Source organism: Trinickia symbiotica, assembly GCF_003028655.1.
In the GTDB taxonomy this organism is placed as follows: domain Bacteria; phylum Pseudomonadota; class Gammaproteobacteria; order Burkholderiales; family Burkholderiaceae; genus Trinickia; species Trinickia symbiotica_A.
In genome coordinates this window covers 238041-251469 of record NZ_PYUC01000002.1, presented here as the reverse complement: position 1 = coordinate 251469, position 13429 = coordinate 238041, and the positions used below count along the sequence as shown (strand labels likewise).

Below are 13429 nucleotides of genomic sequence, written 5' to 3'. Positions count from 1 at the left end.
TAGGCCGGAACCGCCAAAACCCCCGCAAGGATTGCATCTCGCGGAGGCTCGGCGGTTGGCGCCGTTCAGAGCAAGAGCAAGTAAGCGTTCTCAGAACTTGTAGTCGAGGCCGACCGATACCCCCATCTCTCTGCCGCCCGCAAAGCAAAACGGCGCGCCTTGCGAGATCGAGCTGCCATCGTGACAATCGATCGTCACGCTGCGTCCGCCCGCGCCCATGGCGTAGTGCGCGGCCGGGTGATTGAGCACGAGCGCGTAGTCGGCATAGACGGTCGTGTGCTTGTCGACCGCGTGCTTGTACATGGCCGTGAACAGGTTGGCGGCATTGTCCGGGTTGGCGGTGCCGAGCGCATTGGTGAGCGCCGGCGTGTTGTGCTGCCCCGGGTCGCCTGGCGTGCGGCCCGCATGCGCCCAGCCGATGCTCACGCTGTCCTTCGGCGTGAACTCCTGCGTGACCGCAAGCCAGAAGCCGTTTCGGCTGCGCTCGTTTTGCACCTCGAGGTAGGCGGGCACCTCTCTGCGTATCCACTCATAGACGCCGCTCAAGATCGTGTGCGTCGGAAGCTTGTATTGCGCGCCGACCTTGAACGCCCACTCGTTGCCGATGTCGTTCGGATCGGTGCCGTCTGGCGACGCAAGCGCGGCGGGGCTCGCGGTCACGTCGCTCGAACGGTTCACGTCGCGGTGCAACTCGTACGCCGTGGTGAAATAGAAGGGGCCGTTCGCGTACGCGAGGTTTGCGCTATACGCAGAACCATAGCTGCCATCGTTACAGGCCACCGGGTTGCCGCCGCTGCCGGGAACATTGCCGCCTGTGCAGTCTGATTCGCCGGCGGCCTGCGTCGAATTCTCGTATCCGCGGTTTTGTCCCGGCGAAACGAGCGCGTTGAAGGACCAACCATGGAAATTCGGCGATTCATACCAGATCGCGTGATCGAGACGCGTTCCGAATTCGACTCGATTATCGCCGCCCGTATTACCCATTATCGAGGAATAATCGCCGAGCGTTCCGGTAAACGGATTCATGCGCGCAGTCGACGTTTTGTAAGGCGCGTCGGTTTTACCGGCTTTGATTGCACCCCATCTCGCCGAAGCGATACCGATATAGCTATTGCGCGAAGTCAAAGCGCCTTTGACCGTCGAATCCTGCGCGGAATTGGAATTCGCCGTGCCGGAAGTCGCCGATACATCGAGCTGCGTTTCCAATTGATAAACGAACGACAGATCGGATGACGAGCCGAACGGACGCCTGCCGCGCACACCGATGTAGGAGAGATTCGACGAAATGTCGGGCTGCCATCCCATGTGACCTCTCGGAGAGACGACCGTACCGTCCGGCAGCGTGTACGAGCTCGCCAAGCCTTTCGTCGCATAGTCGACGGAAAGGTCGAGGTTGCCATAGAAATCGACCTCGCCAAGAAACGACAACAAGGACTTCAGCTTGGGCGGCATGCCCGCGCCCCAGCCCGAGGAGGAGACATTCGGCGCCGGCTCGGGCGGAACGTTCGACGCGTGCACTTCGCCGGGATTGGAAGTCGCGCCGGGCGTTGCGGCCGGCTTCTGATTGCTCGTCACCGCCTGCTGCGGTTGCTGCTGCCTTGCCATGAGCGAATCGAGTTTTTTGCTCAGCATGTCCACTTGTTGCTTCAACAATTGGATTTCCTGATTCTCGTTCGTCGCGGGCAAAGCTTGCGCGAGCGCGGTTCCTGAAAGGGCGGTCCCTCCGGCTGCAAAAAGCAATAGCCGGCACGCCGCGTAAAGCGGCCTTTGTCGCGTTTTCATCGATGTCTCCTCCGTATCTCTTGTACGGTATTGAAAGTTATTTGAAATGAATGGTGGTTAATTCAGATAAGGCCGATGCCTCCAATAGGGCCGAGCGCTTTCTCATTCGCTCGCTATTCGCGGGAGAATGAGGGAGATACGAATCGTTCGCATCGCGAACGATTCGCTCGGATAAAGAATTGAAATCCTAAGATTTGTTACGACGACGTGGCAGCCAGTCTGGGGCGAACGGAATATTTTGGAAAGTCAAACGTTTTTATGGGATCTATTAGGACTTCGAAATGTTCCGTAATGGTGCGGGTCGCTTGATCCATTTTGGTGCGCAGGCGCTTCGCGGTCTCGCGCGAGCGCCCCCATTCCTGCTGCTGCAGCTTATTGGCCGGCACGCGTGGCGGCAATCCGGCTGACGATGCGCTCGCGCTTGGCGAACTCCTGCGCCGATTGCTCCTTGACGAGGTCGACGACCGATCTCGGTGCTGTCTGTGGGCTCCCGGCATCGAACGGCGGTGCAGGCGCGTATTCGAGCTCGAGCTGAATGGCCTGAGCTTCTTGCTGACCCGCGAGTTCGGCGGCGACCGACAAGGCGAAGTCGATGCCGGCCGTCACGCCGCCTCCCGTGATCAGATTCCCGTCTTGAACCACTCGGCCATGCACCGGTATGGCGCCCAACGGTTCGAGAAAATCATGCGATACCCAGTGCGTCGTGGCGCGGCGGCCGTGCAGCAAACCCGCGACACCGAGCAGCAGTGAGCCCGTGCAGACGGATGTGACATAGCGGGCGCTTTCGGCCTGCTTGCGGACGAATTCGATCGTTTCCCCGTCTTCGAGCAGCGGGGTGACGCCGCTGCCTCCGGGGATGCAAATGACGTCGAGCGGCGGGCAATCGCCGTATGTCATGTTTGGCGTCAGGACAAGACCGTTGCTCGAAACGACGGGCTCGAGCGTTTTCCAGATTAAATGGACGGTTGCGTCGGGCAACGAAGCGAATACTTCGTGCGGCCCGGTCAAGTCGAGTTGCTGCACACGTGGGAATACGAGAAAGCCGATTTGCAATGGCATGTCGAATACCTCATGGGGATGCGGAGAGTATCGCCAACCGCCGATGGCGGCCGACGAGCGAGGGTGGGCCATCGATGACGGCTAGCGCGCCCGGCCATCGATGGACAAATCGATTCTATGCGCGTAGTGTTTGGCGGAAATGCCATATCGCCAACAGTTTCTGCCACTGCATCAGTATGCTTTCCGATAACCGATCGATCCTCGTTCTTGCGTTCCCGAACGCTCAACTGCTCGACGTAACGGGCCCGCTCCAGGTATTCGCGTCAGCGAACGAGCTTGCCGCGCTACAGGGGCTCGCCAGGCCTTATGCGCCGCGTGTCGTCTCGTCCGAGGGAGGGCTCGTGACGACGTCCGCGGGCGTTGCGTTGATGTCCGATCCACTTCGATCGGCGAGCAGGCATGCCGACACGTTGATCATTGCTGGCGGTCGAGGTGTCCATTCGGCGTCCAAGGAGCCGAAGCTCCTCGATTGGGTGCGCAGGCAGGCAGCGAGATCGAGGCGTATCGCCTCCGTATGCACGGGAGCGTTTTTGCTGGCGGAGGCGGGATTGCTCGACGGACACCGCGTGGTGACGCATTGGTTTCACTGCGACGAGCTTGCACGGCGTTATCCGAACCTGCGGGTGGAGCCGGATCCGATTTTCATCCGCGAAGGGGACGTATGGACGTCGGCCGGCGTGACAGCGGGAATCGACCTGGCGCTCGCGCTCGTCGAAGACGATCTCGGCCGCGCGATGGCGCTCGATGTCGCTCGCGAACTCGTCGTGTTTTTGAAGCGCCCGGGCGGGCAGGCGCAATTCAGCGCGACATTGTCGATGCAAAAGGCGGGCGATCGTTTCGGCGAATTGCACGCATGGATCGCCGAGCATCTGACGGCCGACCTGTCGGTTCCCGAACTGGCGGAGCGTGTCCGCATGAGCGAGCGCAGCTTCATGCGTCACTATCGTGCGGAAACAGGCCGCACGCCCGCGCGCGCCGTCGAGCAATTTCGCGTCGAGGCGGCGCAGCGGTTGCTGGCCGAAACCGCGTGGCCGATGAAGCGCATCGCGGCTCGCTGCGGATTTGGCGTGGAGGAAACCATGCGGCGCAGCTTCACGCGCTTGCTGAGCGTCACGCCGCAGGTGTATCGGGAGCGGTTTGCGGGGGGATCGACGCCTTCGGCGTGAGCGCCGAGTGACGATCCACCATCCGCTCAGTTCGAGCGCCGCGACCCCACACGCGACCGGGCACCTAGCCGAAAGAGCCGCAATAGCACGCTCGTCGCGCGCGAGCGCATCGCGGGCAGCGCGTCGATCGCGAGCAGGATGAATGCGACGAGCGCGATGCCAAAGCACATGAGGAATACAGACCGGTATCCGAAAGCGCCAATGATCGTTCCCGAGAGCACGCCGGAGAGGATCGAGCCGACGCGCCAGGCGTTGAAGAAGAGCGCGGTCGCGGCGCCGGGTTCGCGAGGCATCAGGTCTTGCACATACGTCATGCCGAGGCATGATGTGACTGAGACGACGTACGCACTGAGCGCCTGCAGCGGGATAACGGCGGCCGGCTCGCGAACGGCCGCGACCGCGACGAAATAGCCTGCCTGAACGGCCGCGCTCGTCGTCAACCAGCCCAGCTTGTTCAGCTTCAACGAGCGCGCGCCGAGCCACAGCATCATCGGAATCTCGAGGAACGCACCGAGCCCGAGCGTTGCCGAAACCGTGAAGCGTGTGCCATTGAGCGCATGTACGACATAGAGCGGCAGGACGATCATCGTCGCGCTGGCGGCGAGTCCGATCAGCGTCAATGCGAAAAGTGCACGCCAGAGCAAGCCGCGAGGAACCTCGTCGGACGTGGGCAGCGCAATGCGGCGGCTCGCATGTCGAGGTTCGTCCGGCGCAGACGTGGTTCCCGATGCGGGTTCAACGTCCGCATCGGGAGCCTTCGCCGCGGCCTCCCCATGGCGCTCAGCCGGTGCCTCGACGATAAGCGAGACGAGTGCCGCACTCGCGGCGAAACTGGCGGCGGCGAAGCCGAAAAGGCCGTTGAAGCCGCCCTGAGCGAGGATCAGCGCTCCGACGGCAGGACCGAAGACCCATGCGACCGACAGTAGCGTACGAAGCGCGGCGGAAGCGAAGTCGCGCTCAGCGTTGTCCGCGACTGGCAAGGCCGCGCGTCCAAACGAAAATACCTGAGACAACGAAGCCGCCCCAGTGCCGAGCAGCAGCACGCCGCTGGCGGTCAGCAACCAATAATCGCGTAGAAAGCAAAAGAAGAGAAAGCCGAGCGCCGCCGCCACGAGCGAAACAATGAGCGGTGCGCGATGTCTGCCGCGGCGGTCGGACCAACGGCCCGCGATGGTGCTGGCCAATACGCCGCTCGCGGAAATGAGCGTCATGAAGACGCCGAGCCTCACCGGCGACATCGACGCTTCCTCGACACCGAAAAGCGAGAGGTACGGCGCGGTAAAAGACATCGCCACGCCGAGCATCAGCGTGGCGATCGCAAGCGACGCGAAATGCGGAATCCGCGCGAGGCGGCTCAGTTGAGAATGCACGGATCGATATGTGCTCAGTCGACTATCCAAGCGGCCAGCTCTATCGCGATGGTGACAACCGCTCGCCGCTGCCCGGCGCCTACTTCTTGTAGATGCGCTTGCGCGTCTGCTCGAGGCGTTGAAGGATTGCGTCGAGCTGCGTCGGATCGGAGAAGAACCGCTGCATCGCATTCATCCCTTCGTCGGCCATCTCCTTCGTCATATCGCGATCGTAGAATTGGGCGATCCCTCCCGTCGTGCCTGACAACGTCTGGAAACCGACCTTCGCAATCGGGTCCTCCGGCTCGGGTGCCTTGTTGTTCGACGGCAGTTGGCCCCAGCCTTTCGCGAGCTCGCCGTTGATCTCGGGCTGGCCCATGAACGCGAGGAGGCGTCGCGCGTCGACCTTGTTCTTGGCCTTCGCCGGCACGACGAGCACGTTGACAGGGCCGTCTTCGGCAACCGGCACCGATGCATCGATGATGGGGAAGCGGAAATAACCCATTTCGCCACGCGTCGCCTCCGGCAGCACAGCGGAGAAGAACGTGCCCATCAGCATCGTTGCGGCCTGGCCATTGGCGAGGAGCGGCCCGATCGAATCGACGTCGTACGAAAGCGCGTTGTCGATGAAGTACTTGTCGTCGATCAAGGTTTTCCACGTCTCGTAGACTTTGCGTACGCGCGCATCGGTGTAGGGTACGTCGCCGGCCATCAGCTTCTGATGGAACGCATAGCCGTTGATGCGCAGGTCCAGATAGTCGAACCAGGCGGCGAGCGTCCATGAATCGCGCGCGGCGACGGCGATGGGCGCCACGCCCGCAGCCTTCAGCTTCTTGCAGTCGTCGAGGAATTGAGCCCATGTGGTCGGCTCGCCCGAAATGCCGGCCTTCTGGAACAGGTCCTTGCGATAGAAGAATCCGTAGGCATCGGTCCCGAGCGGTACGCTGTATTGCTTGCCGGCCCACGTCGACGATTGCTTCACCGATGCGTAGGTTTGGTTCCAGCCGTTTTTTTGCCAGTCGCTGCTGAGGTCCTGGAGCAGCCCGCGCTTGGCGAAGTAGGCCATGCGTTCCCCGTTGTGCCAGCTCAGCACATCGGGCGGATCGGTCGCAAGCCACCCCGAGATCTGCACTTTGTAGGCTTCGTCGCCGACGTACGTGACTTTCAGGTCGACGTCGGGGTTCGCCTTCTTGAACTGATCGAACACGTTTTGCCAGGTGGCGCGTTGACTGCCACGCGCCGATACATTGACCGTGAGCGTGCCCGCAATGGCACTGGTCGCGGCGCAAAGCGTCGCTGCGGCAATACAGGTGAGCGCGAGCCTGCGTGCGTCGAATTTCATCTCCGTCTCCTTGACTTGGCGTTATCTGCCGCGCTGTTTCGAATCCCGTGCAGCGCGTGAATTTAAGCGCTTAAATTTTTATGGCATCAAGCATCCTGATAGACGTACCATGACGCAGCGCCATCGATTGTTATGGCTCACGACATTAGCGCAGCGATTTTCGAAGTGCAACTTTTGAGACATCGTCCCACCAAATGAGCAATCACCCTGCCGACGGTTTTGCGGCGCCGCTGACGCTGCCGATCACCCGGGCGACCGTGAACGGCCCCGACGCTCGGAGGCCGTCATGGTGACGCTCGCCGAAGTTGCACGGCGGGCCAAGGTAACGGCGGCGACAGTATCGAACGCATTGCACAACCCGCAGAAGGTCAAGCCCGCCACGCTCGAGCGCGTGATGGCCGCGATCCGGGAGCTCGGCTATCGCCCGAATTTGACGGCGCGCGCCCTTGCCTCGGGCCGTACCTCGACGCTGGCGCTGATGCTTTCGAACGTCACCAACCCGTTCTACCCGGAATTCGTGCTGGCGGCCGAGCGCGAAGCGCGCAAGCGCGGCTACTTCCTGCTCGTTTGCAATACCGACGACGATCCGGCGATTACGCGGGCCTATCTCGAGCAGATCGCGGGCACGCTCGCCGCGGGCGTCATCGTGATGAACACTGATCTGAGCGAGCGGGAACTGACCCAAACGGCGCGCAACGGCGCCGCGGTAGTGCTTTGCATGTGGGAGCATGTGAGGGCGTCGCGCGCGCTGCCTTGCGTGACAGTCGATTTCGCGGCGGCCGGCGCGCTTGCCGCCGGGCATCTGTCCGAACTTGGGCACAGGAAGTTCGGCGCGCTCGTGGGCGTGGGGTCGGGAGGGCCGCAGTCGCAACGGCTGCGCGGTTTCGCGCAGGCCCTCGCCGCACGCGGTCACCCGGACAAAGCGCTCGCCGTCGCGGAGTCACGGGATACGATCGAAAGCGGCTACGAAGCGGCGAGTGCGCTGCTGCGTGAGAGGCCAACCTTGACGTCGCTTTTCGCCACCAACGACTTGATGGCGATCGGCGCGATGCAGGCCGCCGCCGACCTTGGCAAGCGCGTTCCAAACGATCTTTCTGTCGTCGGATTGACCGACATTCATCTCGCCCAGCAGTTCCGGCCGGCATTGACCACGGTCAGGTTTCCCAAGCCGCGCATCGCTGCACAAACGATCGCGCTGACGCTGGAGATGATCGAGGGCGGTTCACCCGCTCGGAGCGTCTATACCGTCGGCGAGCCGGAGCTCGTCGTGCGTGATTCGACCGGGCCCGCGCCCGCCACACGACGCAAATCCGCGGCCTAGCGGCATGCTCAGGCACTCAAAAATGTTCGTTGATAACTGAGCGATGCTCTGTTATCGTTGAACACGGACGGTCGATGTCATGCCGTCTGGTCCCGTTCCTGGGATCCTCGATCCGCGAAAACGTCGCAGAAGGAGGGCACTGACATGCTCACGCGTCGTGAATTCATTCGAGCCGCCGCGGGCGGCGTCGCCGCCATTGCGCTCGCCGATTGCGAGACCGATACGGTCGACGCATCCGCCGCGCCGCCGCTGCCGGCCGACCGCAAATGGCTGACGTTACTGGCCAAGGGGATGGACAAGGAGTACGAGTACCCGGCCGATGTGGAGGGGCGGCTGCCTGCCGGGCTGACCGGCACCCTGTACCGAAACGGGCCCGGCATATTCGCGCGAAACGGCTTCAGCAAACGGACGATTCTCGATGGCGACGGGATGATCCGCGCGACGCGGTTCAGCGATGGCGGCGCGCGCTTCCGCAATCGGTTCATTCGGACTACGAAGTATATGGCCGAGGAGTCGGCGGGCGAGTTTCTCTACCCGACGTGGACGACACCCGCGCCCGGCTTCTTCTCGAACATCCCTTGCATCCCGACCCGCAGCCAGGCGGGCGTCACGCCGGTGATCAAAGGCGGCGTGCTCTATGCGTTCGACGAGGTAGGCGGCCCCTATCCGATCGATCCGCGGACTCTCGACGCCGGCCGCGAAATCAATCCGTACGAAGGCGAAGCCGGGACCGGGCCCGTGAACTACAAGGCGCACACGAAAACGGACGCGAAAACGGGCGACTGGGTGCTCGTGGGGCAGCGAGGTCAGCGCAAACCCGAACTGCATATCGTCGTGAAGAACAGCGCCGGGCATCAGACGCGGCACGTTGCGTATGCGAGTCCCCGTGGCCGCGCGTATTTTCACGATTTCTTCTGGGCCGATCCCTATGCGGTGTTTCATCTGCAACCGGCGATGCTGTCGCCGCTGCCGATGCTGATCGGCACCCGCACGTTTGCCGAGAGCCTTGAATGGCGACCGGAAGAAGGCAGCATGCTGTTCGTCGTCGACACGACCGGAGCGAGGCCGCCGCTTGTGCTCGATGTCCCGGCGTCGTGGATGTGGCATGCATTGAACGCGCACGTGGCGGGAAACACGATCGTGGCGGACTTCGTCGGCTACGACACGCCCGATCATTTTCTCGGACCCGACGCGAGCTTTCGCGCAATCATGCAAGGCCGAGACGGTGTGGCGAAATCGCCGGGCACGCTGAGGCGCATGATGATCGATCTGGCGGCGCGTCGAGCAAAAGTGGAAACGATCCTCACGGGCCGCTACGAATTTCCGTTCGTTGCACAGCGCCGTGTCGGGCAGCCGTATCGGTATGGCTACGTCTCATCGTCGCGCGTGTCCAATCAAGGATGGTTTCATGACGGCATCTCGCGGATCGACGTGACGTCCGGCATCGAGCAGGCGTTCCACTTCGGCAGCGGGCACTACGTCGGCGAGCCCGTCTTCGCGCCCGATCCGGCTGCGCGCGGCGACGGCGAACATGATGCGGGGTGGCTCCTCGCCGAAGTGCTCGAAGGCGCTAGCGGCACGAGCTTCATTGCCGTGTTCGACGCGAATGCGCTTGCCGATGGTCCGCTCGCAAAGGTCCGGCTCCACCACGCACTGCCGTTCAGCTTCCACGGCTGGTGGGAAGCGACGCAAACCTGAGAACGCGTTCGCCGCGCGGCGGGATCGTGGCGTTGCCGTTTCGATGGCCTGCACATCGATGCATTTTGTGCGCAAGCGCTGATTTGCCGTATCGTTGAGGTTTCATAGACGATGCCTCGACGCGATAACCGATCAGATGCCGACCAGGAAGACCGGAACGACGGCCAAGACCTATACGATTTCGCTCGCGAACCGCAAAGCGCGGGGATCGGGCCACGAGAGGCTCGGGGAGATTCTCGCCGCGGCAAAGGCGCTTTTTCTCGAGCACGGATTCGAAAACGTCTCGACGCGCAAGATCGCCGAACGCGTCGGAATCTCGCAGACGGCGCTCTTTGCGTATTACAAGACCAAGGACGACATCTTCGGCCAGTTGATTCGCGACGCCTTCGGCGAGCTGGCCCAGGCGCTCGCCGAGTGTGATCGGACCGCGACCGACGAGCGCGACTGGATGCGCCGTTGCGTCACCGGTTATGTCGCGTTCGGGCTCAGCCATCCCGACGAATACCGGCTTGCCTTCATGGTGATCAAGGCTTACCGCAAGCCGTACAACGCCGAGCAACCCGACGAGAACGAAGAGGTCGGCGAGGGCACGCGCGTCGGCGTGCCGGTGTTCATGCAGTTGACGAAGCGAATAGAGCAGGCAATCGAGGCCGGTGTCGTGCGCGCCGATCTCGGGCCGCCGCTATTGGTCGCGCAGGCACTGTGGGCGTCGATTCACGGGCTCGTCGCGATCCTGATCGCGCGGCCGCGCCCGCACTTCCCATGGGAGCCGTTGGACGAGCTGATCCGCGTGCAGACCGATATGTTGCTGAACGGCTTGCTGACCGAGCGCGACGAGCGGGCACCCACTCGCACCCCTCGCCGACGCTGAGCTCAGCCAAGCCGCACGCGTTGCGCTGTCTTCAGGCGACGAATCGGCCTTCACTCGCGATGGCGGGGAGCGGGTTTCGCGAGCTCGGCACTTCGCGCGCCTGCAGCGCTTCGGGCAGCGATGCCTTGTCGCCGGGCCGGCCGAGGGCGACGCCGGCCTCGATGGCATAGCCTTCGGGAATGGCGAGCTCGGCGCGGATCTTCTCGCGCTCGATGCCGGCGAGCCCGTGCGCTTTCCAGCCTGACAGGCTCGCCTGCAGAGCGAAGTAGCCCCACGCGGCGCCGGTATCGAACGAGTGTGTCGGCGCCGGCCGTTCTTCCGTGGTGCCCGGCGGCGTGAACGTGCGCTTCGACAGCACGATCACGATCGCGGCCGCATGTTGCGCCCAGCTACGATTGAATTCGTTGAGGAATCCTAAAAAGCGCGTCCAGTGCTCCGTATCGCGCCGAGCGTAGACGAAGCGCCACGGCTGCGAGTTGTACGAGGAGGGCGCCCAACGCGCCGCCTCGAGAAAAGTCAGCAGCGTCGATTCGGGGATCAGGTCGGGTGTGAACGCGCGAGGCGACCAACGATCGAGAAACTGCCGGTCGATCGCGTGGTCCGCTGTGCGCGAATTCGATGTCGTCATAGAGGTGTCGATGGTGGAAGTTCAGGACATGGCGATGAAGACTGCTGCCATCGCGCGACGCAGCGCGCGGCGGCTACGTGACTTTACATCGAAAATGGATACGCGACGTTATAGGACATTGTCATTTGCTTTTCGCAATAGCGGCGATTTTGTCCGGTCACGAAACTGAGCTATCCTGCGAACGCAACAATGCCGTAATGCATCGGGTTAACGTCTAACGGAGCGATCGGCCATGATGAAAAAGCTAATAATGTTGTGCATTGCCCTCACCCTGTCGTTGTGCGCTGCATTCGCTTCGGCGGTCGAAGTCAATACCGCCGATCAGGCCGCGCTCGAATCGGTCAAGGGGATAGGACCCGTCCACGCGAAAGCGATCATCGACGAGCGCACGAAGAACGGCCCGTTCAAGGATGCCGACGACCTCGTCAACCGCGTAAAGGGCATCGGACCGAAGTCGGTGCTCAAGCTCGAAGCGGCGGGCCTCACAATCAACGGTTCCGCGAAACCGCCGAGCGGCAAGTCGACATCGGCCAAGAGCGCCGCGCCCGCTGCATCCGCGCCGGCGACAACCGCTTCGTCCCCGACGGCTCCGGCCACGGGGAAGAAAAAGCCCAAGAAGGGTAAGGCCGCGTCGGCTGCGGCCGCATCGGGAGCCTAGCCAGCGGCGCAAGAAGACGCAAGCGGGCAAGCGGTCGTGCGCGGGCCGCTTGCCCGCGGTCGAACCGGACACGCGGGCGCGTCTGGCGTCCCTGCAGCCTTTCGATCATTCTTCGCCGCTATTGAAGGCCTTCGATGCGGTGACATGCCCCCGTTCCCGTGCGAGCAATTCCTGCTTCAGCGACAGCGCTTCACTGTTGTCGGGCTGCAGCGACAGCGCCCAATAGACGCCCGAGCGCGCCATGCGCAGGTCGTTTTTGTCGAATCCATTATGAGCTCGCGCGAGCGCGAGTGACATCAGCCTCTGATTTTTGGCGCTGTACTTGGCGCTCGTCGCCGAGCTTTCCTTTCTCGAGAGAGACGGCGATGGCTCGGCGGCTTGCTGCGTGATCCTCGCCGGCGGTGCCGCTTGCGATATGGCGGGTGCGGCGACAGGTTGCCGTTCGCGATTCGTTTCGCGCGCGATGTTCGCGGAGGTCGGTGCGGCCGTCGGCGCCATCGCCGGGCGTTGCGCCGCGCCGGCGCCTTCAATGGCCGCCGCGCCTTGCATCGGGCCCGCGCCGCGGGCGATCGCCGATTGTCGCGGCGCCGTGGACGCGTCATGGGCGTCTTGCGTCCCGGTTGTCTTCACCGGGCCTTGCACCGATGTCTGCTGCGGGTCGCGAGTCTCGGCGTCGTCGTACCGGTGTAAAAGGACCGTTGCTCCAAAAAGAGCGAAGAATGCCAGCAGCGTCAGCGCGGTGCCTCGTTGGATGCCCCAGCGACTGTCGCTCCGGCGAGGACTATCGCTCGAGCGATCGATAGGAGCCCAGCGATGGACAGCAGCAGCCCAGCGAGGGATAGCAGCCCAGCGCGGGATATCAGTCCAGTGGTGAGTAGCAATCCATCGATGGATTGCGGTCCAGCGATGGATAGCGGTCCAGCGGCGGGTAGCAGTCCAGCGATGGATGGCGCGGCGAAGAGCGTTGCCCCAGCGGTCGATGCCCCACCGAATCGAGCCTGCTCTCTCGGCAGACGGTGCCTGCACGTCGCCGTAAGGGTCGCTGTCGGCGGATGCGAACAACGGCGTGGGCCGGGACGGCCAGAGCATTTCGGCGCGCGAGACGCCGGCCCGCGCGCCGGCCGTGCCGTTCGGTGACGGAACCGGTGACCGGCCCGCATCTGGCCGCTTCGGCGGCGTGGATTCGCCGAACGCGAGCCGCGCCGGTGTGCCGCAATGCGGGCAGAATGAAACCGGCCCCGATAACCGCCCGCCGCAGCGTGCACAGGTTGTCGGGAAAGTGGGGCCACCCGAAGTGGGGCCGCCAATGGCCGGGCCGCGAGCGGTTTGATCGCTCATCGTTGAGTTATCCCCTGTCTCTGAAAGACGCGAACGATGCGTCGGAGGTGGACGATGTGCATGACACGTGGTGCGCGAGCACATGTACGGGCTCGATTCAGCAGACAAGTCGCCTGATCGTTGAGACGATCGGAATCGAATCGAACAACGTGGCCAATATCGGCCAGCAGCCAGCGAGCGTCAACCGCCGCGGGCCATTCCAGTCAGCGCGCATCGG

Annotated in this window: 10 protein-coding genes and 1 pseudogene; 5 read left to right on the top strand and 6 right to left on the bottom strand. The window is 63.1% G+C overall.

The annotated features are described in order from the left end of the window. Nucleotides 1–90: 90 nt before the first annotated feature. Together C9I57_RS04615 and C9I57_RS04610 are read right to left on the bottom strand one after the other, a co-directional pair. Nucleotides 91–1782 (bottom strand): porin, encoded by a 1692-nt coding sequence (locus C9I57_RS04615; protein ID WP_258187497.1) that lies wholly within the window; start codon nucleotides 1780–1782, stop codon nucleotides 91–93. A 372-nt stretch (nucleotides 1783–2154) separates the two neighbouring features. Continuing rightward, nucleotides 2155–2841: a DJ-1/PfpI family protein gene (locus C9I57_RS04610; protein ID WP_107149721.1), complete on the bottom strand. Its 687-nt coding sequence runs from the start codon at nucleotides 2839–2841 to the stop codon at nucleotides 2155–2157. A gap of 176 nt (nucleotides 2842–3017) precedes the next feature. Here C9I57_RS04610 and C9I57_RS04605 point away from each other — a divergent pair, with 176 nt between their 5' ends. Next, nucleotides 3018–4007 carry a GlxA family transcriptional regulator gene (locus C9I57_RS04605; protein ID WP_107149471.1) on the top strand — a complete coding sequence of 330 codons (990 nt, stop codon included), beginning with the start codon at nucleotides 3018–3020 and terminating at the stop codon, nucleotides 4005–4007. A 26-nt stretch (nucleotides 4008–4033) separates the two neighbouring features. Here C9I57_RS04605 and C9I57_RS04600 read toward each other — a convergent pair whose 3' ends face one another. Continuing rightward, nucleotides 4034–5377, bottom strand: coding sequence for a sugar efflux transporter (locus C9I57_RS04600; protein WP_107149470.1), 1344 nt, complete (start codon nucleotides 5375–5377; stop codon nucleotides 4034–4036). Between the two features lie 79 nt (nucleotides 5378–5456). Further along, nucleotides 5457–6698 (bottom strand): ABC transporter substrate-binding protein, encoded by a 1242-nt coding sequence (locus C9I57_RS04595; protein ID WP_107149469.1) that lies wholly within the window; start codon nucleotides 6696–6698, stop codon nucleotides 5457–5459. Between the two features lie 286 nt (nucleotides 6699–6984). On the opposite strand from C9I57_RS04595, the gene C9I57_RS04590 reads away from it, so the two are divergent. The 3 genes from C9I57_RS04590 to C9I57_RS04580 all read left to right on the top strand — a co-directional run bounded on the left by C9I57_RS04590 (nucleotide 6985) and on the right by C9I57_RS04580 (nucleotide 10588). Further along, nucleotides 6985–8019, top strand: coding sequence for a LacI family DNA-binding transcriptional regulator (locus C9I57_RS04590; protein WP_107149468.1), 1035 nt, complete (start codon nucleotides 6985–6987; stop codon nucleotides 8017–8019). A gap of 144 nt (nucleotides 8020–8163) precedes the next feature. After that, nucleotides 8164–9717: a carotenoid oxygenase family protein gene (locus C9I57_RS04585; RefSeq protein ID WP_107149467.1), complete on the top strand. Its 1554-nt coding sequence runs from the start codon at nucleotides 8164–8166 to the stop codon at nucleotides 9715–9717. Nucleotides 9718–9853: 136 nt separating this feature from the next. Next, a complete protein-coding gene (locus tag C9I57_RS04580) occupies nucleotides 9854–10588 on the top strand; it encodes a TetR/AcrR family transcriptional regulator (RefSeq protein WP_107149466.1) in 735 nt (244 codons plus the stop codon). A 31-nt stretch (nucleotides 10589–10619) separates the two neighbouring features. Here the strand turns inward: C9I57_RS04580 and C9I57_RS04575 are convergent, their stop codons facing one another. Further along, nucleotides 10620–11216 (bottom strand): nitroreductase family protein, encoded by a 597-nt coding sequence (locus tag C9I57_RS04575; RefSeq protein ID WP_107149465.1) that lies wholly within the window; start codon nucleotides 11214–11216, stop codon nucleotides 10620–10622. A 232-nt stretch (nucleotides 11217–11448) separates the two neighbouring features. On the opposite strand from C9I57_RS04575, the pseudogene C9I57_RS04570 reads away from it, so the two are divergent. Next, a pseudogene (locus C9I57_RS04570) lies at nucleotides 11449–11871 on the top strand (ComEA family DNA-binding protein); the annotation flags it as partial. Nucleotides 11872–11979: 108 nt separating this feature from the next. On the opposite strand, the gene C9I57_RS32360 reads toward C9I57_RS04570, so the two are convergent. Continuing rightward, a complete protein-coding gene (locus C9I57_RS32360) occupies nucleotides 11980–13212 on the bottom strand; it encodes a hypothetical protein (protein WP_146166173.1) in 1233 nt (410 codons plus the stop codon). Between the last annotated feature and the right edge of the window lie 217 nt (nucleotides 13213–13429).

Coding starts and splice junctions, on each gene's coding strand:
- C9I57_RS04575 (WP_107149465.1), bottom strand. CDS start 11,216: ATGACGACATCGAATTCGCGCACAGCGGACCACGCGATCGACCGGCAG.
- C9I57_RS04605 (WP_107149471.1), top strand. CDS start 3,018: ATGCTTTCCGATAACCGATCGATCCTCGTTCTTGCGTTCCCGAACGCT.
- C9I57_RS32360 (WP_146166173.1), bottom strand. CDS start 13,212: ATGAGCGATCAAACCGCTCGCGGCCCGGCCATTGGCGGCCCCACTTCG.
- C9I57_RS04610 (WP_107149721.1), bottom strand. CDS start 2,841: ATGCCATTGCAAATCGGCTTTCTCGTATTCCCACGTGTGCAGCAACTC.
- C9I57_RS04595 (WP_107149469.1), bottom strand. CDS start 6,698: ATGAAATTCGACGCACGCAGGCTCGCGCTCACCTGTATTGCCGCAGCG.
- C9I57_RS04590 (WP_107149468.1), top strand. CDS start 6,985: ATGGTGACGCTCGCCGAAGTTGCACGGCGGGCCAAGGTAACGGCGGCG.
- C9I57_RS04580 (WP_107149466.1), top strand. CDS start 9,854: ATGCCGACCAGGAAGACCGGAACGACGGCCAAGACCTATACGATTTCG.
- C9I57_RS04585 (WP_107149467.1), top strand. CDS start 8,164: ATGCTCACGCGTCGTGAATTCATTCGAGCCGCCGCGGGCGGCGTCGCC.
- C9I57_RS04615 (WP_258187497.1), bottom strand. CDS start 1,782: ATGAAAACGCGACAAAGGCCGCTTTACGCGGCGTGCCGGCTATTGCTT.